Origin of the sequence: Actinoplanes missouriensis 431 (genome assembly GCF_000284295.1) — a bacterium.
GTDB lineage: Bacteria > Actinomycetota > Actinomycetes > Mycobacteriales > Micromonosporaceae > Actinoplanes > Actinoplanes missouriensis.
Genome location: NC_017093.1, coordinates 8,573,019 through 8,595,981 on the forward strand (window position 1 = coordinate 8,573,019; position 22,963 = coordinate 8,595,981).

General features: G+C 71.6%; 20 protein-coding genes. 11 read left to right on the forward strand and 9 right to left on the reverse strand.

The window, feature by feature from the left end; genetic code table 11:
- Positions 1-5: 5 nt before the first annotated feature.
- The 4 genes from AMIS_RS39160 to AMIS_RS39175 all read right to left on the reverse strand — a co-directional run bounded on the left by AMIS_RS39160 (position 6) and on the right by AMIS_RS39175 (position 4,813).
- Positions 6-1,877, reverse strand: a complete 1,872-nt coding sequence (locus AMIS_RS39160; protein WP_014448034.1) for a multicopper oxidase family protein — start codon at positions 1,875-1,877, stop codon at positions 6-8.
- Positions 1,878-1,961: 84 nt separating this feature from the next.
- Positions 1,962-2,180 carry a hypothetical protein gene (locus AMIS_RS39165; protein WP_014448035.1) on the reverse strand — a complete coding sequence of 73 codons (219 nt, stop codon included), beginning with the start codon at positions 2,178-2,180 and terminating at the stop codon, positions 1,962-1,964.
- Positions 2,181-2,193: 13 nt separating this feature from the next.
- The gene (locus tag AMIS_RS39170) at positions 2,194-2,643 is read right to left on the reverse strand and encodes an SRPBCC family protein (protein WP_014448036.1); all 450 of its coding nucleotides are present in this window, start codon (positions 2,641-2,643) and stop codon (positions 2,194-2,196) included.
- A gap of 121 nt (positions 2,644-2,764) precedes the next feature.
- The gene (locus AMIS_RS39175; RefSeq protein ID WP_014448037.1) at positions 2,765-4,813 is read right to left on the reverse strand and encodes an ATP-binding protein; all 2,049 of its coding nucleotides are present in this window, start codon (positions 4,811-4,813) and stop codon (positions 2,765-2,767) included.
- A 206-nt stretch (positions 4,814-5,019) separates the two neighbouring features.
- Here AMIS_RS39175 and AMIS_RS41380 point away from each other — a divergent pair, with 206 nt between their 5' ends.
- Positions 5,020-5,235 (forward strand): hypothetical protein, encoded by a 216-nt coding sequence (locus tag AMIS_RS41380; protein WP_014448038.1) that lies wholly within the window; start codon positions 5,020-5,022, stop codon positions 5,233-5,235.
- On the opposite strand, the gene AMIS_RS39185 is transcribed toward AMIS_RS41380, so the two are convergent.
- A complete protein-coding gene (locus tag AMIS_RS39185; protein WP_051042318.1) occupies positions 5,188-8,616 on the reverse strand; it encodes an AAA family ATPase in 3,429 nt (1,142 codons plus the stop codon). The two genes, AMIS_RS41380 and AMIS_RS39185, sit on opposite strands and share 48 nt — an antisense overlap.
- A 181-nt stretch (positions 8,617-8,797) precedes the next feature.
- Between AMIS_RS39185 and AMIS_RS39190 the strand changes: the two genes are divergently transcribed.
- Genes AMIS_RS39190 through AMIS_RS39200 form a run of 3 tightly spaced genes read left to right on the forward strand, consistent with a single transcriptional unit; the run spans position 8,798 to position 12,209 of the window.
- On the forward strand, positions 8,798-10,900 hold the full coding sequence (locus AMIS_RS39190) for an ATP-binding protein (RefSeq protein WP_014448040.1): 2,103 nt from the start codon (positions 8,798-8,800) through the stop codon (positions 10,898-10,900).
- Positions 10,897-11,451, forward strand: coding sequence for an RNA polymerase sigma factor (locus tag AMIS_RS39195; RefSeq protein ID WP_014448041.1), 555 nt, complete (start codon positions 10,897-10,899; stop codon positions 11,449-11,451). The genes AMIS_RS39190 and AMIS_RS39195 overlap by 4 nt, the downstream gene beginning before the upstream one ends.
- Positions 11,436-12,209 (forward strand): hypothetical protein, encoded by a 774-nt coding sequence (locus tag AMIS_RS39200; RefSeq protein WP_041830350.1) that lies wholly within the window; start codon positions 11,436-11,438, stop codon positions 12,207-12,209. Before AMIS_RS39195 ends, AMIS_RS39200 begins: the two co-directional genes overlap by 16 nt.
- Positions 12,210-12,218: 9 nt before the next feature.
- Here AMIS_RS39200 and AMIS_RS39205 read toward each other — a convergent pair whose 3' ends face one another.
- A complete protein-coding gene (locus tag AMIS_RS39205) occupies positions 12,219-12,785 on the reverse strand; it encodes a TetR/AcrR family transcriptional regulator (protein WP_014448043.1) in 567 nt (188 codons plus the stop codon).
- Positions 12,786-12,914: 129 nt separating this feature from the next.
- On the opposite strand from AMIS_RS39205, the gene AMIS_RS39210 reads away from it, so the two are divergent.
- Positions 12,915-13,709 (forward strand): SDR family NAD(P)-dependent oxidoreductase, encoded by a 795-nt coding sequence (locus AMIS_RS39210; RefSeq protein ID WP_014448044.1) that lies wholly within the window; start codon positions 12,915-12,917, stop codon positions 13,707-13,709.
- On the opposite strand, the gene AMIS_RS39215 is transcribed toward AMIS_RS39210, so the two are convergent.
- Together AMIS_RS39215 and AMIS_RS39220 are read right to left on the reverse strand one after the other, a co-directional pair.
- Positions 13,690-14,163: an SRPBCC family protein gene (locus AMIS_RS39215; protein ID WP_014448045.1), complete on the reverse strand. Its 474-nt coding sequence runs from the start codon at positions 14,161-14,163 to the stop codon at positions 13,690-13,692. The two genes, AMIS_RS39210 and AMIS_RS39215, sit on opposite strands and share 20 nt — an antisense overlap.
- Before the next feature lie 108 nt (positions 14,164-14,271).
- Positions 14,272-16,314 (reverse strand): AAA family ATPase, encoded by a 2,043-nt coding sequence (locus tag AMIS_RS39220; RefSeq protein WP_231859183.1) that lies wholly within the window; start codon positions 16,312-16,314, stop codon positions 14,272-14,274.
- Between the two features lie 154 nt (positions 16,315-16,468).
- Here AMIS_RS39220 and AMIS_RS39225 point away from each other — a divergent pair, with 154 nt between their 5' ends.
- The 6 genes from AMIS_RS39225 to AMIS_RS39250 are packed head-to-tail and all read left to right on the forward strand — an operon-like array spanning position 16,469 to position 22,292.
- Positions 16,469-17,128, forward strand: a complete 660-nt coding sequence (locus AMIS_RS39225) for a response regulator transcription factor (protein WP_014448047.1) — start codon at positions 16,469-16,471, stop codon at positions 17,126-17,128.
- The gene (locus AMIS_RS39230; protein ID WP_014448048.1) at positions 17,125-18,195 is read left to right on the forward strand and encodes a sensor histidine kinase; all 1,071 of its coding nucleotides are present in this window, start codon (positions 17,125-17,127) and stop codon (positions 18,193-18,195) included. Before AMIS_RS39225 ends, AMIS_RS39230 begins: the two co-directional genes overlap by 4 nt.
- A gap of 59 nt (positions 18,196-18,254) precedes the next feature.
- Positions 18,255-19,127, forward strand: coding sequence for a hypothetical protein (locus tag AMIS_RS39235; protein ID WP_014448049.1), 873 nt, complete (start codon positions 18,255-18,257; stop codon positions 19,125-19,127).
- Between the two features lie 2 nt (positions 19,128-19,129).
- On the forward strand, positions 19,130-20,398 hold the full coding sequence (locus AMIS_RS39240) for a PDZ domain-containing protein (protein ID WP_014448050.1): 1,269 nt from the start codon (positions 19,130-19,132) through the stop codon (positions 20,396-20,398).
- The gene (locus AMIS_RS39245; protein WP_014448051.1) at positions 20,395-21,081 is read left to right on the forward strand and encodes an ABC transporter ATP-binding protein; all 687 of its coding nucleotides are present in this window, start codon (positions 20,395-20,397) and stop codon (positions 21,079-21,081) included. Before AMIS_RS39240 ends, AMIS_RS39245 begins: the two co-directional genes overlap by 4 nt.
- Complete coding sequence (locus AMIS_RS39250) at positions 21,078-22,292, forward strand: ABC transporter permease (RefSeq protein WP_014448052.1); 1,215 nt, start codon at positions 21,078-21,080, stop codon at positions 22,290-22,292. Before AMIS_RS39245 ends, AMIS_RS39250 begins: the two co-directional genes overlap by 4 nt.
- Positions 22,293-22,307: 15 nt before the next feature.
- On the opposite strand, the gene AMIS_RS39255 is transcribed toward AMIS_RS39250, so the two are convergent.
- A complete protein-coding gene (locus AMIS_RS39255; protein WP_014448053.1) occupies positions 22,308-22,790 on the reverse strand; it encodes a hypothetical protein in 483 nt (160 codons plus the stop codon).
- Positions 22,791-22,963 lie beyond the last annotated feature (173 nt).

Sequence of the window (22,963 nt, forward strand, 5' to 3'; positions counted from 1 at the left end):
TCCCGTCATTCCGCGTCGTGTGCGGGGTGGGCCGGGGCGGCGACGCCGGTGTAGGCGAGGTGCCAGAGCATGCCGCCGGCGGCGTGCTCGAAGTTGTGGCAGTGGTCCATCCAGACGCCGGGGTTGTCGGCCGTGAAGGTGATCTCGTAGGTCTCACCGGGCGCGACGTTGAGGGTGTCCGTCCACCAGGGACTGCCGTCGGCCGTCGCGCCGTTGCGGGACAGCACCCGGACGCGATGCCCGTGCAGGTGCATCGGGTGGTCGATGATGCCGCGGTTGGTGATCCGCACCCGTACCGTGTCGCCCAGGTCGACCATGACCGTGGGGATCGCCGGCGCCGAGGCGCCGTTGACCGTGTTCGCCCAGGTGAAGCCGCCGTTGGCGAAGCCGAACCCGTTGTCCAGAACAAATTTCTGGGTACGGGTCGGCGCGGCCGGCCCCGGAGTGGCGTCAGGTGTGCCGTAATGCGTCGGATCGAACAACGGGCCGTCGCCGGTGGGTGGCGTGATCGCGGCGCCGCCGGCGCCCGGGGTCAGGGTCCGCGTCGGGACCGTCGCCGACCCGTCGGTGTGCAGGCTGACGATCACCGGTGTGGCCGGCATCGGGAAGCTGACGTCGTACCGGCCACCGGCCGCCAGCAGCAGCATTCCGCCGCTGGGCAGGGGTCCGGGTTCGTGGACCGCGTTACCGTCGATGGCGCTGACACGGTGCTCGGCTCCGGTGATCTGGATCCGCTGCGGGTCCTGCGAGCTGTTGATCAGGCGCAGCCGCACCGGCGTCCGCGGTGCGACGTGCTCGGTGGACGCGGTGTCCGCGGTGCCGAGCGCGCTGACCTGGTCCTCGCCGCCGGGCCACTGGTGCGTGAACAGGGTGGTGTCGTGGGTCGTGCCGGTCGCGGGGCCCGAGGGCGGGTCGATCAGCAGGGCGCCGAACAGGCCCCGCGCCACGTTCTCGGTGGAGTCGCGGTGGGTGTGGTACCAGAACGTGCCGCTCCGGTCGGGCACGAATCGGTAGACGTGCCGGCCGCCGGGCCGGACGGCGTCCTGGGTGAGTCCGGGCACGCCGTCCTCGGCGTTGGGCACGTCGACGCCGTGCCAGTGCAGGGTGACGCCCTCGGTCACGTCGGTGTTGATCAGGGTGACCTCGACGAGCTGCCCTTGGCGGGCTCGCAGCACCGGACCGGGTGAGCTGCCGTTGAGAGTGAGCCCGTCGATCTCCGTACCCGACGTGAGTTTGATCTTGCCGTGGGCCGCGACCAGGGTGAACGTGACGTCGGGCGAGCCCTGGCGAGGCCCGGTCAGCGTGGCGATGTCGATGCCGTGGTGGTCGTGGCCGGCGGCCGACGCCGGCGCCTGGTTCTGTACGTAGAGGGCCGCGATCGCGGCGACCAGGGCGAGGGTGGTCAGCCCGGTGAGCCATGGCAGCCGGGCGGCTGGTGAGGCGTCGTCGCCCCTGCGGGAGAGCAGCGCGGACGCCACCACCCCGGTGGCGGCCAGGATGACCAGGACGATCGCGACGGCCAGCGGTCGTGCGGCCGGATCCTGCGGAACCCAGGCCAGGTAGGCGGAGACGAAGACACCCACGGCCGCGATCTGCGCGGCGATCCGGTGGGCCACGGCCCGGCTGGTCACCGCGAGGGCCGCCACCAGGGGCAGGACGGCCGCCGGCAGGCCGATCACGACCCGGTCGGTGACGAGCTGCCAGTTCTCGGCAGCGAGAAGAGCCGTCACTGCCATGCGGGCGGTGACCAGCAGAACCGTGATGATCAGGGGCCACCGCGTCGGGCGGCCCCGGGCGGCCCGGAGGCCGAGTGGTATCGCGCTGACCGCGGCGAAGGCCGCGAGCAGCAGGTCAGTGATGAACAGCGGCTCAGCCACGGTTTCTCCTCACGCTGTCGTGATGGGTCGGGGTCGGGGTGGGACAGCCGGCGGGGGAAGCCGGCCGTCCCACCTGTCCGCGGGTCAGTCCCAGAGGCTGAGAGCGACCACGAAGGTGATCAGCGGCAGCAGGAGCCACGGCTCGGACAGGACGAGGAGCGCGGTGATCGCCAGCGACAGATAGGCCAGGCCCTTGGCGATCCGGCGGCGCATCTTGCGCTTCTTGCTCTTCTGCTGCGGCCGGGCCACCTCGTCGTCGGCCGGCACGACCGGGTCGGTCGCGGTGATGGAGAGAGTGGACATGACGGTGCTCCTTTCAGCGGGCGTTGTTCTCGGCGGTCTTGCGGAGCAACTCGAGCCAGGAAGCGATCGAGGCGTCGAGCGCCTGGCGCAGGTTCTCGGTGTCGGCGCGGACCGGGTTGCCGTCCCAGGACTCGGCGGTACGCACGATGGTGGCGTCGCCGTCAGCGGTGAAGGTCCACTCGTGGATGCCGGTGATGCCCTGTGCCGGACCGCCCCAGAGGATGCGGTGCGGCGCGTCGATCGCGTAGACCGTGGAGGCGATCGACAGCCCGGCGGTCGTCCAGTGGAAGGTGGCGCCGGCCTGCAGCGGGCCCTCCGCGTACGCGGTGTCGACGTCGGTCTGCCAGCCGGTCCAGCCGTTGACGTCGGTGTGCAGCGCCCAGACCCGGTCGATCGGAGCCTCGATGCGGATCTCGTGCTCGACGACTACCGCGGCGTTCTTGTCGACTTCGGTGATGCTCATGTCGATCCTCCAGATCGTTGAGGCGGTGATTCCGCCTGTCCGAGCCGGTGATCACCGGCGCACCATGAACTCTGGTCGCAGTGGCTGTTCAGCCGCGTGGTCATCAGCTGCTCAGCACTGTTCAGTCCTGTTCATCACGGCTCTGAGCTGCGGGAACGCCATGCAATTCCCAGGCGCGGAGCGCATCGCAGACCAGTTCGGTGCCGTGGCGCAGGTGCCGGCGGTAGGTACCGAAGGACATCCCGGACCGCCGAGCGGCGGACTCCTGAGTGGATGCCCCGGAGAAGTACGTGGCGGTGACCGTCTCATGCGCCTTGATGGTCCGCGGGTCGTCACCGAGGTCGTCGACGGCTCGACGCAGCAGCCCGCGCAGGTCGGCGACGGGATCGCTGGAGTCCGCGACCAGGCGTGACCTCAGCAGGGACGTGGCGGCGAACGTGCGCGGCGAACGCCAGCTCCGCAGCGCCTCGCGGACGCCGATGTCGAAGGCCTCGCGGGTGGTCGCCGACGGCGCCGCCGGAACCGGCACGTCGGTGGCCGTGATGATGTGGTTGAGCCACGCCTCGAACGGGACCTGCCGCCAGTCGTTGGCGAACAGTCCGTAGGTCCGGTCGCCCACCCGGGGCCGGGCGCCGGTGTCGGCGAGGGTGCCCTTGTACAACCTGGCCCAGGTCTCGGCGTCCTGATAGACCAGCATGCCGAAGGCCCGGCCCCGGCTGCGGGCGATCTCCAGCTGGGTCCGGGAGTTGCACAAGGTGATCACCGGAGAGGGCACCTGGTAGTGCTCGGGGTAGACGCAGAACCGGGTCATCGCGATGTGCTCGCCCTCGGCGGGCGGTGCGGTGCTGTTGCTGTAGTCCCAGGCCGCCGCGACGACCGGGTCGGTCGCGACGTCCCGCGGGTCGGCCGGCGCCGGGAGCACCAATCGGGCCGCGAACGCGATGATGCGGTCGTCGCCGGCCATCCGGTAGACGCTGACTCCCTGTGGCTGCCGGGCGAGCCAGTAGCGGAGCAGTTCGGCCGACTCCGGGCCTTCGCACTCGGTGGTCATCCGCACCAGGGTGTCGACGTCCTCGGGCCGCATCGGGTCGTCCTGGATGTCGCCGTTACGGGACCACACCCAGATCTCGCCGACCGCCTTCACGTCCCGGAACAGGTAGTACAGCCGGCTGCTGACGTGCGCCGCCTGCGCCTCGGGCGCCTCGCGGATCTGCCGCAGGTACTCGGTCATCAAGCGGCGGCGCATCTCGGTGTACGCGTTCGGCGCCCGCCACCGCAGATCCGCCGCCACTGCCTCCCGGGCGGCGTCGTGCGGATGGATCCCGTACGGCGTGGTCTCCATGAACGGCAGCGCGCGCAACCAGTCGAACAACTCCTGCGCGTCCGCCCCCGGCAACGCGGTGTGCAGCAACTCCTCGGTGGTGGTGTACGCCTGGGCGGCGACCTCCAGGGCACGCCGGTGATCCGGGGACGGCACCTCACCGATCAGTCCCGCGACGAGCGTGCGCAGCGTCTCGCCGGAGGGCGACCACTGCTGGGCGGCGCCCGGCCGTGCCGAGTCCACGGCCGCGGCCAGCGCCAGCGCCAGCGGGTTGCCGCCGGCGAACCGCAGGACGGCGTCCTCGCTGTGCGGGCTCACCCCGCTGATGGCCAGCAGTTCACGGGCTTGGCCCTCGTCGAACGGGCCGAGCTCGGTCACGTGCATCGCACCGGCCCAGCCGGGGTCGGAGACCCACTCCGTGGCAGGCGTCCGGCGACCGGCCAGCACCACCAGGGCACCGTCCGCGATCCGTGGCAGGAACCGCTGCCACAGCCAGGTCTCCAGCCACTGACAATGCTCGAAGGAGTCGATCAGCAGTACCGCGTCCGGCCGGTCCAGCAGCACCTGAGCGCTCTGCTCGAACTCCGCGGTTGAACGGCCGAGGAACCGGCCGTCCATCGGGATGACCAGGCGTCCCGCCTGCCGCGCGTCGTCGGCGAGACGCCGGACCAGCGTCGACTTGCCGATCCCGCCCGGACCGTGCACGGCGAGGACAACCGCGGCATGCGGATCGCCGCGCAGTGCCGCCTCGAACGCCGCCACCTCGTCATGACGACCGACGAAGGTGCGGGCGCGGGCCTGCCGGAGTCTCTCGCCGAGTGACGGACCCGGCCGTTCGTGCGCTCTCATCTCGATCTTCCCCCTCGAGTTCGGCATGCCCGGGCGTCCTGAAGCCGGGCTGCTGACGACTGCCACGGTCACAGTCCTGGGGGATTCGTCGCGTCGGCGAAGTCCGCCTATCCAGCAGGGAGTGCTCGCGGATAGGCGATTCCTGCCGACGCGATCGGAGGCATCCTCTTGCGACGGTCTTCTCGCACGGGTACACCGACACACCGATGGGCCACGCCTTGACCGACAGCGAGACAGATCAGTCGCCGGAGCCGCCGGCCGGCCCTCCTCCGGCCGAGCCGGAGCCGGCCGTGCACGACCCGGACGATGCCGCCCTGTCCGGCATCCGCCGCCTGCTGGGGCTGCCGCTGGGCGGGATTCTGCTGGCCGTGGCGTTACTGCTGACGGTGCTCGAATTCGCCGTACTGTGGCAGATCCCTTAATTGCCGGCGCGAGGTGATGCCGAGCTTGCGGAAGATGTTGCGCAGGTGGGCGTCGACCGTCCGCGGGCTGACGAACAGCTCGGCGGAGACCTCCTTGGAGGTGGCGCCGCCGGCCACCAGACGGGCGATCGTCAGTTCCTGCCCGGTCAGCCCGGTTCCCGCCTGGGCCGAGCGACTGCGCGCCCGTTCCCCGGTGGCCGCCATCTCGCGGGCCGCGCGACGGGCGAACCCGTCGGCGCCCATCTCCAGCAGCGCGGCGTGTGCGCTCCGCAGGTGCCCGCGGGCGTCGGTGCGGCGGCCCTCCCGCCGCAGCCACTCGCCATAGAGCAGCTCGGCACGCGCGTGGTCCGCGCGCAGGCCGCTGCGGCCGAGGGCCTCCAGCGCGACCCGGAACTCGGTGTCGGCGTCGTCGCCGGTTGTGGTCAGCGCCGCGCAGAGGGCCTGCGTCCCGCTCGCGAAATCGGTGCCGGCCGGGCCGGTGCGGATCCGCAGCCGCTCACACGCCTGCTCCGCCGTGGTCCGGTCACCGGCACGGGCGGCGGCCTCGACCAACTCCCGCAGGGCGATGCCACGGAAACCGAAGTCGAGGTGCCGGTCGGCGAAGGCAGCCGCGCGGGCTGCGGCGGCGTAGTCACCCCGTCCGTTGTGGTAGCCGGCGAGGGCGTAATGGGCGTACCCGACGAAAAGTCCCTCGCCGCGTGCGGTGGCGTTCGCCACCGCGGCGTCGAACAGCGCGACCGTGCCGGGATCCCCCGTCCAGGCGGCGAGAACGAGCTGCGGATAGCCCGGCGCCGTGCCGGCGATACCGGCCAGTTCGCCGGCCTGCTCCAGCACCGAGGCGGCCTCGGCGAATCTGCCCTGCCGCAGGTAGACCCCGGCCATCGTGTCCAGCGCGTCGGGCAGGCGGGTGAGATTGCCGACCGCTCGTGCCCGGGCGATCTGACGATCGAGCAGGCGTTCGTACGAGGTGAGGTCCCACAGCTCCCACATCACCGCGGCGGCGAACTTGAGCCGGGACGGCCAGTCGTCGTCGGTGGAACGGGCGACCGCCTGCCGGAACAGGTCGAGCCCCGCCGGATGGTCCCCGCCGAGCACCGCGATCAACCCGTCCAGCAGCAGGTCAGCGGTGGTGGCAGGGCCGGTGGGCCGCACCGCGCCGCGGGCGAAGCGCACCGCCTCCCGCAGCGAGACGCCGCCGAGCGCGCCGATGGCTGTCGCAGCCGTCAAGGCGTCCAGGTGCACCTCGCGGGCCAGCCCCGGGTTGAGTGGTTCCAGCAGCTCGGCGGCACGTCGCAGCGGCTCCGCGGCGTCCTTGCCACGCAACTGGGCGAAGGCGATCCGGCCACGCAGCAACTCCATGCGGGCCTGTGTCGCCGCGTGCCCGCCGGCGTCGACGGTGGAGAGCAGCCGCTGGGCCTCGGCGGGCGCGCCGGACTCCAGCCGATCGGTCGCCGCGGTCAGCACGCGCTCGCGGCGCTGCCACGGGTCGGGTGTCAGCCGGGCCGCGTGCTCGAGGAACACGGCGGCCGCCGCGACGCCACCCCGGGCACGGACCCGTTGTGCCGCGAGCGCCAGCTCCGCCGCGAGCGGCTCGTCGGTGCCGGTGGCGGCCAGTGCCCGGTGCCAGACATGACGGTCCGGGTCGGCGGCCGGGTCCGTCGCCTCGGCCAGAGCGAGGTGTGCCCGGCGACGATCGGAGACGCTCGCACTGTGGTAGGCGGCGGATCGGACCAGGGGATGCCGGAACCGCACTTGCAGATCCACGCTGACCAGCCCGCCGTCCTCGGCCGGCGTGAGTTCCTCCGGGGCCAGGCCCAGCACCCGGGCGGCCGACCAGAGCAGACCGGGGTCGCCGAGCGGTTCCGCCGCGGCCACCAGCAGCAACAGCCGGGTCGCCTCGGGCAGTCCGGCCAGGTCGGCGCGGAACAGCTCCTCGGAGGCGCCGCCGGACACCGGCCGGTCGAATCCCCCGGCCAGCATGTGCGGCCCTGCGGTACGGGCCAGTTCGAGCAGGGTCAGCGGGTTGCCCCGTGACTCGGCGAGGATCCGGGCCGCCACCCGGTCCTCCAACGGCACCGGCAGCGCGTCGGCGAGCAGCAACCGCGCGTCGGCGTCGGCGATCTCACCCACCGGCAGGGCCGGGAGCGCCGCGAGATCGTTGCTCGCAGCGGGCTCGCGGACACCGAACAGCAGCATGATCGGTTCGGTGGCGAGACGCCTGCCGACGAAGGCGAGCACGCGGGCGCTGGACTGGTCGAGCCACTGGGCGTCGTCGATCACCGCCAGCAGCGGGCCGTCCTGGGCGTGAGCGGACAGCAACGTCAACGTCGCCATCGCCACCAGGGCCAGATCCGGACGGGCTCCTTCCCGGCGGCCCGCCGCGACCTCGAGGGCGTGCCGCTGCGGGACGGGCAGGCTGTCGTACCCGCCGGTGAGCGGGCTGAGCAGCTGCAGCAGTCCGGAATACGGGAGGCCCACCTCGAACTCGACGCCCGTCGCACGCAGCACGCGCAGGCCGGCCGCCGACGCGACGACCTGCTCGATCAGCGATGTCTTGCCGATGCCGGCCGTACCCCGTACGACGAGCGCGCCACCGACGCCACCGAGGGCCCGGGTCCGCATCTCGGTCAGCGCGGTCAGCTCACGGTCACGGCCCCGGAGATGTCTGTTGCGGCGCACCGTGACCTCCGCCGCCGTGGGTCCTGATCCGTCGCTCAGCGGCTCGCCGTGGCGCCTGCTGGTCCGCGACGGGCCCGCCGCGAGCAACCGCCGGCTCTCCTCCCGCAGCGGATGCCCGGGGGTGAGAAGCTCGGCGGCCGCCACCGCCTCGGCGAACCGGCCGGTCGCCGACGCGGCCTCGATCAGCGCCTCACGGGCGGTCAGATGCAGCCCGTCCAGGCGCGCTGCTTCCGCGATCGCCCACGGCTCGTCCCGGAACGGGCCGTATGCCGGGCCGGCCCACCAGCCGAGCGCCTCGGTCAGCATCTGCCACGCGGCCTCCGGCTCCGCCGTGTGCGCCGCGGAGATCACCGACTCGAACCGCCAGGCGTCGACGGCGTCCGCGGGAAGCCGCAGGGCGTACCCGGGCGCGGACCGCACCAGGAACTGCGCCGGGGCGTGCGGTGCGCGATCCGGTTCCAGCACACGGCGAAGATTCGAGATGTACGCCTGGAGCGAGGTGATCGCCTTACCCGGTGGTTCGCCGCCCCACGTCCACTCCAGCAACTGTTCCGTGGAGACGACACCGCCCCGCCGGGTGAGGAGGATCGCCAGAACGGCGCGCTGCCGAGGGCCGCCGAGATCGACAGGCCTCCCGTCGACGATCGCCTCGATCGTTCCGAGTACCCGCAGCCTCACCATCGCGCCGACATCCGACTCCAAGAAATCACCAAGTGCAGGTCAGCACGGTATCCGACGGGCATGCGACACCGACAGCCGAAGGCCGGACCGATCCCACGGCGCCGGTCCGTCGCCGGCGATAGGCGGCTTTCGCCGACGCGCTGATCACCCGCGCGCGGGAAGGCTTGGCAACGGACGCGCCATCACAACCGGGGGACGAACCATGAGCACGGACACTCGACCATCGCCTTCTCGACCATCGCCTTCTCGACCATCGCCTGTTCCTTCGCTGCGGGAGAGGCTGGCCCGGGCGCGCGCCGAGGCCTTCGTCGGACGGCGCGACGAACTGGCGGCGTTCGACGCGGCACTGCGCCAGGATCCCGCCGCGGCGCCCGTCCTCTACGTGCACGGACCCGGCGGTATCGGCAAGTCGACCCTGGTCCGGCGGCTTGCCGATGCCGCCCGGCAGGCCGGACGCCTGATCATCGAGATCGACGGACGCTTCGTCAGCGGCTCCACCGCCGAGTTCGAGGAGTCCGCGCAGGCGGTGCTCGACCAGCCCGGCACCGTCCTGATCGTGGACTCGTTCGAGCACTGCCAGTGGCTGGAGACCTGGCTGTGGCAGCTGTTCCTGCCCCGGATCGCCGACGGCGCCCTGGTCGTCCTCGCCGGCCGGGAGTCGCCGTCGGCCGAATGGACATCGGACCCCGGATGGGCGGGAGCGCTGTATGTCACCGAACTCGGTCCGCTCACCGGGACGGAAGCGCGCAGGCTCCTCACCGTCAACGGCGTCCGGCCGGAGAACGAGGAGGCCGTCATCCGGTTCGCGGGCGGCAACCCGCTCGCTCTCTCGCTGGCCGCCGCGGTGGACCGGGCACAGCCGGGTACGGCACGCGGCTGGTCCTCGTCGGCCGAGACGCTGCATACCCTGATCGCTGGGCTGATCGGCGAGGTGCCGTCACCGGAACACCGCCGGGCTCTCGAGGTGGCCGCTCAGGCGTACACGACGACCGAGGAACTCCTCCAGGCGGCGTTGCCCGGGCAGGACCCGCAGCCGTTGTTCGCCTGGTTACGCGGGTTGCCGTTCATGGAGACCACGCCGTACGGGATCTACCCGCACGACGCCGCCCGCGAAGCCGTCTCCGCCGACCTGCGATGGCGGGCGCCCGGCGCCTTCACCACGATGCGGCAGCGTCTGCTGGCCGAATACCTGCGACAGATCCGGGAGGCCCCCGAGGACCGCGCGGCACGTGTCAGCAGCCAGCTCTACTACCTGTTCCGCGACGTCGAAGCGGTCGGCGAGACCTGGGTCTGGTCGCGCAAGGGTGACGTGCAGGACGATCCGCTGCGGCCCGAGGACGTCGACACCGTCCTCGGCATGGCGGCCGAGTGCGAAGGTCCCGAGTCCGCCGAGCTCGTCCGCTACTGGACCGGCAGGCAGCCGGGGGCGTTCAGCGTCTACCGGATGGCCGGCAGCGCCCGGATCATCGCCTTCGCCGCCCGGCTGATCCTGCCCGCGCCGGCCGATCCAGAGGACGTCGCCGTGGATCCGATCGTCGCGGCGGCCTGGAGGTACTGCAACGAGACGGCGCCGCCGGCGCCCGACGAGCACATCGCGATGACTCGCTTCTGCGTCTACCCCGACGCGTACCAGATTCCCTCGCCGGTCGTCACCCTGTGCAATTCCCGTACCCATCTGGAGATCTCCCGCAGCCGCAACCGCGCCTACGGGATGTTCGTCTATCAGGACGTCGACGCCTGGGCCCGGCGGTACCGCGGCGTCCTCACCGATCCCGGCCTGCGGCCCGAGGTCGGCGGAAGGACCTATGGTCTCCTGGTCAACGATTGGCGCCGGACGCCGTTCGAGACGTGGCTCAGCCAGATCATCGCCACCACCGACGCCCCCGCGCCGGCGACGCCCGCCGGCATGACACGGGAGGCCTTCGACTCAGCGGTCCGGCAGGCGTTGCAGCAGTGGCGGTCGCCGCGCGCCTTCGCCGTCACGGATCTCCTGAAGTCCTCCCTCGTCGCGGACGCCGCCGACCCGGTCACCGGACTACGTTCTCTGATCGAACAGACCGTCGACGACCTGGGCGCCGATGCCCGGACGATGAAGGCGCACGAGGCGGTCGTCGCCTCGTACTTCTCCGGCGCACCGACCCAGGAGGCCGCCGCGCGACGGGCCGGCATGTCGTTCAGCACCTACCGCCGGCATCTGCGCCAGGGCATCGAGGCCCTGTGCGCATCTTTGTGGGAGCGACGGTGTGGCAGTCTGCGTCGTCCCGGACAGGTAGGGAGCATGAACCACCCTGGATCACCCGGATGACCGGGCCGCAGCCGGACGGAGCCGAAGACTGGTTCCGTGCGTTACATCAGCACACCTTCGCCGACCTGCTCCGGTTCGTGGAGCGGCGTGTCCCCGCCGACGACGCCGAGGACATCGTCTCGACGGTGTACCTCACCGCCTGGCGGCGGCGCACGGAACTGCCCGAGGACGCCCGGCCGTGGTTGTTCGCGGTCGCCCGCAAGACGATGGCGAACCGCACCCGCGGGTGGCTGCGCCGCCGGGCGCTCGATGTGCGGCTGACCGCGGCCGGCAACGACGCCACCCCTGACCCGGCGACCGGCCTGACCGCCCGCCTCGACCTGCAACGTGCCTGGCAGACGCTGAGCGCGGCGGATCGTGAGGTGCTCGCCCTGGTCGCGTTCGACGACCTGACCAACGAGCAGGCCGCCACCGTCCTGGGCTGCCGCCGATCCGCCTTCACGATGCGCCTCGCCCGCGCCCGCAAGCGGCTGCACGCCGCCCTCGAGCCCGCCGGCGCCACCTCCTCGCACGCACACACCTTCCAGGAGCAGTCGTGGACGAAAGCCTGAACGACCTCAACCGCCTCGCCGTCCTCGACCCCGCACGAGGCACCGAGCCCACGGAGATGCAGTGGGCCCGCTCTCGGGCGGCGGTGGAGCGCATCATGTCGGGCCAGGGGTCCGGAGCCGTCCGGCGGTCCCCGGCCCGCCGCTGGATCACCATCGGCGCGGTGGCGGTGGCAGCCGGCCTCGCCGCGGTCGTCGCCGTGCCGATCCTGGTGCCCGGCGCCGCCGAGAAGGCCGTGGCCTCCTGGACCGCGATGCCGACGTCCCGAACTGGAGATCAAGTCATGACGCAGGCCGAGATCTGCGGAAGCGGCGAGGTCGGCGGCTCGTCGGCGACGGTGCGCCCGTCCGACGTGATCCTCGCCGAGCAGCGTGGCGACGCGACCCTGCTCATCATGCGAAAGACCAGCGGTGACGTCGTCGAATGCCTGATCGTGGGCAAGGACCAGGTCGCCTCGATGGGCTTGACCGCCGGCAAGCCGCTACCCGCGCCCCCGGCCGGAACGGTCAACTTGGAGACGATGAGCTCCGCCGGTGAGGGCGACGGCATGTGGTCGAACGTGGTGGGTCTGGCCGCTCCGGACGTCACCGCTGTGGAGATCCGGCTGGACAACGGCAGGACGTTCCAGGCCAGTGTGCGCGGCGGCTGGTGGGGCGCCTGGTGGCCCGGCCCCGAGGGCGGCGAGGGCACAGACACCTTCACCATCATCGTTCACAGCGGCGCCGGCACCACCGAGCACCGCCCTTCCGAGCTGCCGTAACGTCCCCTGTCAGACCTTCGGAAGCAGCCCTTCGACCAGCGCTCGCATCCGGCTCGAAGGGCCTTCCGGACCCATGGCCGCGGCCAGGACCTGCGCGCCGTCCAGGACGATCATCAACTGGTCGGCCAGCGCGTCCGGGTTCGCGGCCCCCGCCTGCGCGGCCTGCTCCCGCAGCCAGTGCAGCACCTCGCGTTTATGGGCCAACGCCGCCTGATGGGCCGGGTGTGACTCGTCCGGGAACTCGCTCGTGACGTTGAGGGTGGCGCAGCCCCGATACCCCGGCTGCCGCATGTCGTCCACGGTCATGTCGACCAGGGCAAGAAGACGATCACGAGCATCGGGTACGCCGTCGGTCGCCACCCGCAGTCGCTCCCACCATCCGGTGTTCCGATCGACCAGGTACGCCGTGAGCAACTCGTCCTTCGTCGGGAACTGCCGGTAGAGGGTCGCGTTGGCGACCTCGGCCGTCTTGATGACCAGGTCCATCCCGACAGCCCGCGCGCCACGGGCGTAGAAGAGGTCCCCGGCGACGTCCAGGATGTGCCGTCGCGTCTGCTCCGACGATCGTCTGGCCACGAGCCCTCCCGCTGATCACCTTGCCCGCTTCCCAGTATGTGACGGAACGCTCTCTCCCACAACTTTGACAGAGAGAACGCTCCGTCACATCATGAGTGAGAACGTTCCGTCTCAAACGCAAGGATGATCATGCAGATCGACTTCACCGGCCGTACCGTCCTGGTCACCGGCTCGACGCTCGGCATCGGCCTGGCCACCGCCGAGGGTTTCGCCCGGGCCGGCGCCCGGACCGTTCTCAACGGACGGGACGAGACCCGCCTCAAGGCGGCAGCCGAGAGCATCCGGGCGAAGGTGCCGGGCGCCGACCTCGTCACCGTCGCCGCCGACGTGTCCACCGCGGAAGGCGCGGCGACCCTGCTGGAGGCGGTGCCGGCGGTCGACGTGCTGGTCAACAACACCGGCATCTTCGCCTCCACGCCGGTCCTCGAGATCTCCGACGAGGAGTGGCGCCGGTTCTTCGAGGTCAACGTGCTCAGCGGCGTACGGCTGGCCCGTCAATACCTGCCCGGCATGATGGCGCGCGGATTCGGCCGCGTCGTGTTCGTCTCCAGCGAGACGGCGATCGACACGCCGCTCGACATGGTGCATTACGGGGTGACCAAGACCGCCCTGCTCGCGATCGCCAGCGGCCTCGCCAAGGCGGCGGCCGGCACCGGTGTCACCGTCAACTCGGTCCTCCCCGGCCCGACCCACACCGAGGGCATCGAGGAGTACGTCACCGCGCTCATCCCCGAGGCCGAGTCCTTCGACGCCGCCCAGCGCGAATTCATCGCCCGCTTCCGGCCCACATCGCTTCTCCAGCGCCTGATCGAGCCCTCCGAGGTCGCCAACCTGATCCTGTTCACCAGCTCCGAGCTGGCCCCCGCCACCACGGGCGCGGCCCTGAAGGTGGAGGGCGGCACGCTCACCTCGCTCGTACCGTGACCTCGGGCTGACCGGGCTTCTCAGCGGTCCGGCGGAGCAGGTCGAGCCAGGAGAGCAGGGAGGCGTCGAGGGCGCGGCGCATGGTCTCGATGTCGGCGCGCACCTGCCGCCCGTCCCAGGACTCGGCCGTGGTCAAGACCGTCGCGTCACCGTCGGCCGTGAAGGTCCACTCGTGGATGCCGATGATGCCCTGAGCCGGGCCGCCCCAGAGGACCCGGCGAGGCGCGTCGATGGCGTAGACCGTGGAGGCGATCCGCAGGCCGGCGGTGCTCCAGTGGAACGTCGAGCCGAGCTGCAGCGGGCCGTCGGCATCCGCGCTGTCGATGTCGCTCTGCCAGGTGGTCCATCGGTTCACATCCGTGTGCAGGGCCCACACCCGGCCGATCGGAGCCTCGATACGGAACTCGTGGCGCGCGACGACAGCCGCGTTCTCGTCGATGCCGGTGACACCCATGTCACGTCTCCTCAAGCAATTGCGGTAGCCGCACCGGATCTCCGGTGCGGCTACCACCGTCTCGGATCGCGGTTGTCAACCGCATGGTCAACTGCTGTCCACGGGTGTTCAGCCCTGGTCGCCCCGGCCGCGCAACTGCATGTCCCACAGCACCGAGCACACCGTGTCGATGCCCTGGCGCAGGTGCCGGCGGTAGGTGCTGAACGACATGCCGGCCCGGCGGGCCGCGGCCTCCTGGGTGGGCGCCCCGGAGAAGTACGTGGCGACCAGCGCCTCCCGCGCTTTGATCAGCTTGGCGTCCCGGCCGACCTCGTCGACGGTCTGCTGGATCAGCGCGCGCAGGTCGGCCACCGGGTCGACCGCGTCCGCCACCAGCCTCGACTTCAGCAGCTCGCTGAGCGCGAACGCGCGCGGCGAACGCCAGTTCTGCAGGGTCTCGCGGACCGCCTGGTCGAACTCGGGACGGGTGATCTGCGCCGACGCCGTCGCGGGCCGGTCCGACTCGTCGAGGATGTTGTCCAGCCACATCTCGAACGGCACCTGCCGCCAGTCGGTGACGAACAGTCCGTAGGTCCGGTCGCCCACCCGGGGCCGCACGCCGGCGTCGGTGAGAGCGCCACGGAGCAGGCGGCCCCACAGCTCGGTGTCGTGCAGAACGATCATGCCTTGGGCCATGCCACCACGGCTGCGCGCCGCGGTCGCCTGCACCCGGGAGTGATGCAGCTCGGTCACCGGGGACGGGACCTGATAAGCCCCGGGACAGATGAGGAACCGGGTGATCGCGATGTACTCACCGGGCGCCGGCGGGGCCGTGCTGTTGCAGTGCTCCCAGGCTGCGGCGACCACCGGATCGACCGCGATGTCCTGCGGATCCGGCGGCGCCGCCAGGTCGATCCGCCCGCCGAACGCCACCGCCTCACCGGTGTCGATCGAGCGGTAGACGCTGAAGCCGTCGGGTTGCCGGCCGATCCAGTACCGCACGAGCTCGGCCGACTCGGGCCCCTCCGTCTCGCGGGCCATCCGCACGACCGTCTCGATGTCCTCCGGGCGCAGCGGGTCGTCCTGCACCTGCCCGGTACGGGCCCACGTGAACACCTCCCGGATGTTCCTCTGGTCCCGGAACAGGTAGTACAGCTGACTCATGACACCGAGGGCCTGGTGCTCCGGCAGTTCACGGATCTGACGCAGGTATTCGGCCGAGAGCCGCCGTTTCATGGCCTGGAACGCGTCCGGCGCCCGCCACCGCAGGTCGGCCACCACCGACTCCCGTGCCGCGTCGTGCGGATGACACCCGTGCGCGGTGCTCTCCATGAACGGCAGGCCCCGCAGCCAGGCGAACAGCTCGTGCGCGTCCTGCTCGGGCAGCGCCGCCTGCAGCAACTGCTCCGTGGTGTGGTACGCCTGGGCGGCCACCTCCAGCGCACGCCGATGGTCCGGCGACGGCATCTCCCCGATCAGACCGGCGATCAGCGTGCCGAGTGTCTCGGCCGACGGGGACCACTCCTGTGCCGAGCCGGCGCGTGCCGAGTCGACCGCGGCGGCCAGCGACAGCGCCAGCGGGTTGCCGCCGGCGAACCGCAGGACCTCGTCCATGCTCTCCGGCCGGACGCCGTTGACGGCCAGCAGCCGCCGGGCCTGCTCCTCGCTCAGCGGGCCCAGCTCGGCGACGTGCAGCGCGCCCGCCCAGCCCGGATCCGCCGTCCACTCGACCGCCGGCGCCTGCCGCCCGGCCAGCACCACCAGCGCGCCGTCCGCGATCCGGGGCAGGAACCGCTGCCACAGCCAGGTCTCCAGCCACTGGCAGTGCTCGAACGAGTCGACGACGAGCACCGCGTCCGGCCTGTCGAACAGCCCCTGTGCGGCCTGCTCGAAGTCGGCCGTCGACCGGCTGACGAACCGGCCGTCCAACTCGATGACCAGCCGGTTCGCGTGCCGCGCCTGGTCCGTGAGGTGCCGGACCAGCGTCGACTTGCCCACCCCGCCGGGACCGTGCAGGTAGAAGACGAGCGCGGCGGACGGGTCGTCGCGCAACGCGGCCCCGAACGCGGCCACCTGCTCCTCGCGGCCGACGAACGCCCGGGAACGCGCCTGCCGCAGCCGCTCACCCAGCGACCGGCCCGGTGTTCCCTCCCGCCGTGAATCGATACTCACCGTCACATTCTCCTCGTCCGGCCGAAGCGTCGGCCCCAAGCATGCCGTACCAGCTCAGGGGGCTTCGTGGCTCGTGAGCGGCCAACCACGGTGAGCACCGCTTATCGAACTTTTATGCTGATCCTGCGACAGTCCGGTCGGGGGTGGTGCTGGCGTGCGCGTACTTGTCGCCGACGACGAACGGATCCTGGCTGACACGGTCGCCGACGGATTGCGGGATTTCGCGATGGCCGTCGACGTGGTCTACGACGGTGACGCGGCGCTGGAACGGATCACGGTGAACCGGTACGACGTCGCGGTCCTCGACCGGGACATGCCCGGCGCGACCGGCGACGAGGTGTGCCGCCACGTCGTCGACACCGGCCTGGACACCCGGGTGCTGCTGCTGACCGCGGCGGCCGGGATCCGTGACCGGGTCGAAGGGCTGGGGCTCGGCGCCGACGACTATCTGACGAAACCGTTCGCGTTCGCCGAGCTGGTGGCCCGGGTGCAGGCGCTGGGCCGGCGGGCGAACCAGGCGCAGAAACCGGTTCTGGAACGCGACGGCATCGTGCTCGACGTCCCCCGGCACACCGCGTCCCGCGACGGGCTGCCGCTGCGGCTGACACCGAAGGAGTTCGCGGTGCTCCGGGTCCTGCTCCGCGCCGACGGCACGGTGGTCAGCGCCGAGGACCTGCTCGAACAGGCCTGGGACGAGCACGCGGACCCGTTCACCAACACCGTCCGGGTCACGGTCATGACATTACGCAAGAAGCTCGGCGATCCTCCGGTGATCCACACGGTGCCGCGCGTGGGATACCGGCTCGGCTCATGAGGCTCGGATCGCCGTTGCGGCGAGCGGCGCTCGTCTGCGTCCTGCTGATGACCGGCGCCTACCTGTCGCGGGAGGCCGCCGAGGGAATGGGCGACTGGATGCGGCGGGCGGTCTACCGCCTCTGCGTCGGCGCTGACGGCAGCGTCTCCCCGACGGTCGCCTGCCGGGCCGGCGTGGAGGTCGACAACTCGTACCGTCTCATGCTGATGGTTGTCTTTCTGGTGCTGGCGGTCGCCGCGCTGTTCGGGCTGCGCTGGGCGGTCGGGCCGATCCGTGAGCTGGCCACGCAGATCAGGAGCCTGGGACCGCAGAACTTCGCCTATCGCATCCGCAGCGGCTCACGTCGCGGCGAGATGGCCGAACTCGCCGACGCGGTCAACGACATGATCAGCCGGGTCGCGGTCGGCTACGAGTCGCAACGCCGGTTCGCCGCGGACGCGTCGCACGAGCTGCGCACGCCGCTCGCGGTGCAGCGCACACTGATCGAAGTCGGCCTGGCGCGCGGGCCGAGTCCGGAGAAGCTCGCCGTCCTGACCGAGCAGCTGCTGGAGACCAACGAGCGCAACGTACGCCTGATCGAAGCGCTGCTCGTGCTCAGCGAAAGCGACCGCGGCCTGGCCTCACGCAGTGCGCTGCGGCTCGACGAGATCGCCGGCGCGGTCGTCGCCGAGCACCACAGCCGGGCTGCTCAGAGTCACCTCACGATCAGCACGGATCTGCGGCCCCGCGTCGTGATCGGCGAACGTGTCCTGCTCGAGCGACTGATCACCAACCTGGTGCAGAACGCGATCAAGTACAACCGCCCGGGCGGCACGATCACCGTCACCGTCGGCGACGATCCCGCGCTGATCGTCGAGAACACCGGCGACGACGTGCCACCGGAAACCGTCGCCGGCCTGTTCGAACCGTTCCGCCGTCTCAACGGGGCCCGCATCGACCACAGCGGCGGCGTCGGCCTGGGCCTGACCATCGCCCGTTCGATCGTGCACGCCCATGACGGCGCCATCACCGGCACGTCCGCGGGCCGCGACGGCCTGCGGATCGACGTCACGTTCCCGGAGGCGTAAAGAAGTTGTAAGGAGATCGCTTACAGTCCCGGAATGCCCGTTCTCGGATAGTTCCTGGCATGCGACGTTCCTTGATCTCCCTGGCCGCGACGTTCGCCGGCCTGACCCTGCTCACCGGCTGCGGAAGCACCGACGCGAGCACCGACGCGCCGGCCGGCGCCGCTGCGGCCGGCGCATCGGCCGGTACAACCCTGAGCGACGTCTCCGACGAGACGACCAAGCGGCAGAACGCCGAGAAGCTGATCGCCGACTGCATGAAGGAGAAGGGCTTCCAGTACGAGGTCCCGCCGCCGCTCCAGATGGGTTCCCGATCGGCCGATTTCACCGGCCCGTCGAGCCTGCTCAAGACCGACGACGAGCTGCGGCAGTACCGGCAGAAGTACGGCTTCGGCATCTACAGCGCCAAACTCTTCCCGGACGACCCGATGGTCAAGCTCCCGGAGATGCGGCCGGGCAACAACCCGAACAACAAGATCCGTGAGGCGCTCGACCCGGCCCGGCAGAAGGCGTGGGACGCCGCGCTGGGCTCCGACGCCAAGGAGGGCCGCACCGAGCCGGGCTGCTCCGACGCCGCCTACGAGAAGATCTTCGGCTCGGCCGACCCGGACCAGCAGGCCGAGAACAAGCGCGCCTACGAGAAGTTCCGCACCGACCCGGCCGTCGTGAAGGCCGCCCAGCAGTACGGCGACTGCCTGCGCGGCAAGGGCTACAAGGTCGCCTCGACCGAGCCCGGACTGATCGACAACGGCGTCTACGACCTGATCAACGCGCCGGTGATGAACGGCGAGACGGTCAGCGCGGCCGAGGCGAAGACCGGCCTCACCAAGGAGATCGAGGCGTCCCTGGCCGACCTGGAGTGCCGCGGCGACTACGCCACGATCGCCCGCACCCGGTACGCCACGGTGGTCACCGTCGGCGGCGGGGCCGGCTGACCATGCGTCTGCGTCTCCCTCGCCGGGGCCCGGTCCGGGTCGTGGCGCTGACCACCGCCGTCGCCCTGACCGCCGGTGCTGCCGGCTGGTTCGCCGCCACCCAGGTGAAGTCCCCGGCCGACGCGGCGGCCTTCCGTGAACCGCCGGTCGCCTCGCTGATCACCGTGCCGGTCGAGAAACGCACGCTGACCTCGACGGTGACGACCCAGGGCTCGATCACCTACGGCAAGGCGCAGCCGATCACGCTGACCGGCACGGTCGCCGCCGGCACCGGCGAGGCCGGCCCGCAACTGGTCACCAAGACCTCCGCCGCGGGCCGGACCCTGCGCGAGGGAGACGTCCTGCTCGAGATCAACGGCCGCCCGGTCTTCGTCCTGAAAGGCAAGGTGCCGATGTACCGCAGTCTGACCAAGGGCGCGGAGGGCGACGACGTCCGGCAGGTGCGCGCCGCGATGCGGCGGCTGCTGCCGGGCCGTGGCGTCGCGGCCTCCGGCCCGCTCAACGAGAGCGCGCTGAGTGCCATCGGCGCCTTCTACTCCAAGCGGGGGTACGCGGCCGCGGCGCCGACCACCGAGCAGAAAGCCCAGCTCCGTCTGCTGGAGCGGGCCGTCGCCGACACCAAGGAGGCCGGCGGGCAACCGCTCGCCGACGCCAAGGCCGACCTCGCCGAGTTCCGCCGCACCTACGGCATCAGCGTCCCCAGCGGCGAGATCCTGTTCCTGCCGAAACTGCCGATCCGCCTCACCACCGTGACCGCCGGAGCGGGCACCGCGCCGACCGGTCCGGTCGGCACCGTCGCCGACCCCGCCCTCGTGGTGAACGCGACCGTCTCCCCCGAGGACGCCGAACTGCTCAAGCCCGGCATGACCGCCACCCTGAACGACACCGCCGGCGGCACCCTGACAGCGAAGGTCACCGGCCTGGGCGCCGCCTACGCGATCAAGGCCGACGACGACCAGGAGTCGTCCTCCACCGGTGTCCCGTTGCAGCTCAAACCCACCGACGCCACGAAGGCGACCGCGCTGAACGGGCAGTCGGTGCAGGTCCGCATCACGGTCGGCGACACCGGCGGGGACGTGCTCGCCGTACCCGTCGCGGCGGTCTTCACCGCCTCGGACGGGCAGTCCCGGGTCACCGTCGCGACCGAGACCGGTCAGACCCGCGACGTGCCGGTCGACCCCGGGCTGACCGCCGACGGCAACGTCCAGGTCCGCCCCCGGGACGGCGCGCAGCTGTCCGAGAACGATCGCGTGGTGGTGAGCGGCTCATGACGTACGTCCTCGCCCTGGCCGGCGTCAGCCGGACCTTCCCCACCCACCCGCCGGTGGCCGCGCTGATCGACGTCGACCTTCAGGTGGCGCGCGGTGACTACCTCGGCATCGTCGGCCCCTCCGGATCCGGCAAGTCGACCCTGCTCAACGTCCTCGGGCTGCTCGACGTGCCGACCGGCGGCAGCTACACCTTCGAGGGCGCCGAGACCACCATCATGAGCGACAGGCGGCGCACCGAGCTGCGCGGCGCCCGTATCGGGTTCGTCTTCCAGTCCTTCCACCTGCTGATGTACCGGACCGTCCTGGAGAACGTGATGCTCGGCGGCCTCTACACCGGGTTACCGGCCGCGGAACGCCGCCGCCGGGCGGTGACCGCTCTCGATCGCGTCGGCATGGGGCACCGGCACGACTTCCTGCCCAGCCGGCTCTCCGGCGGCGAGCGCCAGCGCGTCGCCATCGCCCGAGCCCTCGTCGGCGATCCCGCGCTGCTGCTCTGCGACGAGCCCACCGGCAACCTGGACAGCGCCAACACGGCATCCGTGCTCGACCTCTTCGACGAGCTCCGGGCCGGCGGCGCCACCCTGCTGGTCATCACGCACGACCCGGCGGTCGCGGCCCGGGCCGACCGGCAGGTGCGCATCGCCGACGGCCGGCTCTCCGTGATCGAAGCGGCGCGCCGATGAGCCGGCTCGCCTGGCGCGACCTGGCCACCGAGGCGATCAGCGGCATCGGCTCACGCCCGGCCCGCACCGCGCTCACCATCGCGGGCGTCGTCATGGGCATCGGCACCCTGGTCACCACCCTCGGAGTGTCCGCCACCGCCGGCAACCAGATCGCCGGACGATTCGACGCGGCCACCGCCACCGAGGTCACCGTGCACGTACCCCGACCCGGCGACCCCGCGGCGCCGCCCCCGGTGCGCTGGACCGCCCCCGACGACGTCGCCCGGCTCAACGGCGTCACCGCGGTCGCGGCCTACTCCCGTACCGAAGAAGGAAAAGACCTTCCGGTACGGGCCAACGCCGTCAAGGACCCCACCCGCATCCTCGACCGGCTCCTGCCCGTCATCGGGTCCACACCCACCCTGCTCGACGCGGCCCGCGCCGACGTCACCGCAGGCCGGTTCTTCGACTCCGGGCATGTCACACGCCGCGACCGGGTCGCCGTCCTCGGCGCCGAAGCAGCCACTCAGCTCGGCCTCACCCGCGTCGACAACCAGCCCGCCGTCCTGGTCGACGGCGAGCCGTACACCGTGATCGGCGTCCTCGGCCAGGTACGCCGCGCCGACCAGCAGGTGCTGTCCAGCGCCGTGATCCTGCCCTGGACCAGCGCCGACGACGGCCTGCACCTCGGCGGCATCACCACCGTCGCGATCACCACGGCCCTCGGCGGCGCCCAGCTCATCGCCGCGCAGGCACCCGTCGCCCTCGCACCCAACGACCCCGCCGGCCTGCAGGTCGAGGCCCCGCCCGACCCGGCCTCGCTGCGCACCGGCGTCGCCCAGGACGTCAGCGGTCTCCTGCTCGTCCTCGGCCTGGTCTCCCTGATCGTCGGCGCCCTCGGCATCGCCAACGTCACCCTCGTCACCGTCATGGAACGCACCGCCGAGATCGGCCTGCGCCGGGCCCTCGGCGCACGCCGCCGCCACATCGCCGCCCAGTTCCTCCTGGAGTCCACGGTGATCGGCCTGCTCGGCGGGATCGTCGGCGCCAGCACCGGGGTGCTCGCCGTCGTCGCGATCAGCGTCGCCCGCCAGTGGACCCCGATCGTGGACGGCGCCCTCGCCGCGGCCTCCCCGCTCGTCGGCGCCGTGGTCGGCCTGCTCGCGGGCCTCTACCCGGCCCTGCGGGCGGCCCGCATGCAACCGGTCGACGCCCTGCGCGGTCCGGGGTAGCCGCGCTGACCGGCCTCAGCCGACCGGGACGACCGTGCCGGGCTCGGCCACGGCCACCACACCGATCGGGTCCCCGTCACGCACCAGCAGCGCCCGGGTCGGCGCCTTCGCCCCACCGCTACCGGCCTCGGCGACCCACCCGGTGATGGCCTGCTGACCCTCGGTGGCCACCGCGATGCTCTTGCCCGCGCCGCCGAGTGTCACCGTCCCCTTCGGCCCGTCGAGGGTGGCGCACATGGCCGTGCCGGCGGACTCGACGTACCAGGAGTCGAAGTCACACGGCGTCGAGAGAGTGCCGAACCAGCCGCTCTTCTCACCGGTCGGCGCCGGTGTCGTCAGTTCGTCGTCGATGAGGTAGACCTCGGCCGTGCCCGGGGTCAGCTCGGCGGCCTGCGCCGGCCAGCCGGCCCACAGCACCAGTGCGGTGACCAGCACGCCCACGGAGGTGATTCCCCAGATCGCGGTGGGGCTGAACCGGGGCTTCGCCTGAGTGCTCATCGTGATTCTTCCTTCTGTCGGCGCCGGTCCGGCGCTGGTCGATCAACACCGACGACGGTACGGACGCCGATCCGCCCCGCCATCCGACCACGGTGCCCATGTCCGGTGGTACCGGGGTACCACGGCTGCTCGGCACCGCGGTCGGATGGCTGGAGGCACCCGCGTCCGTAGCG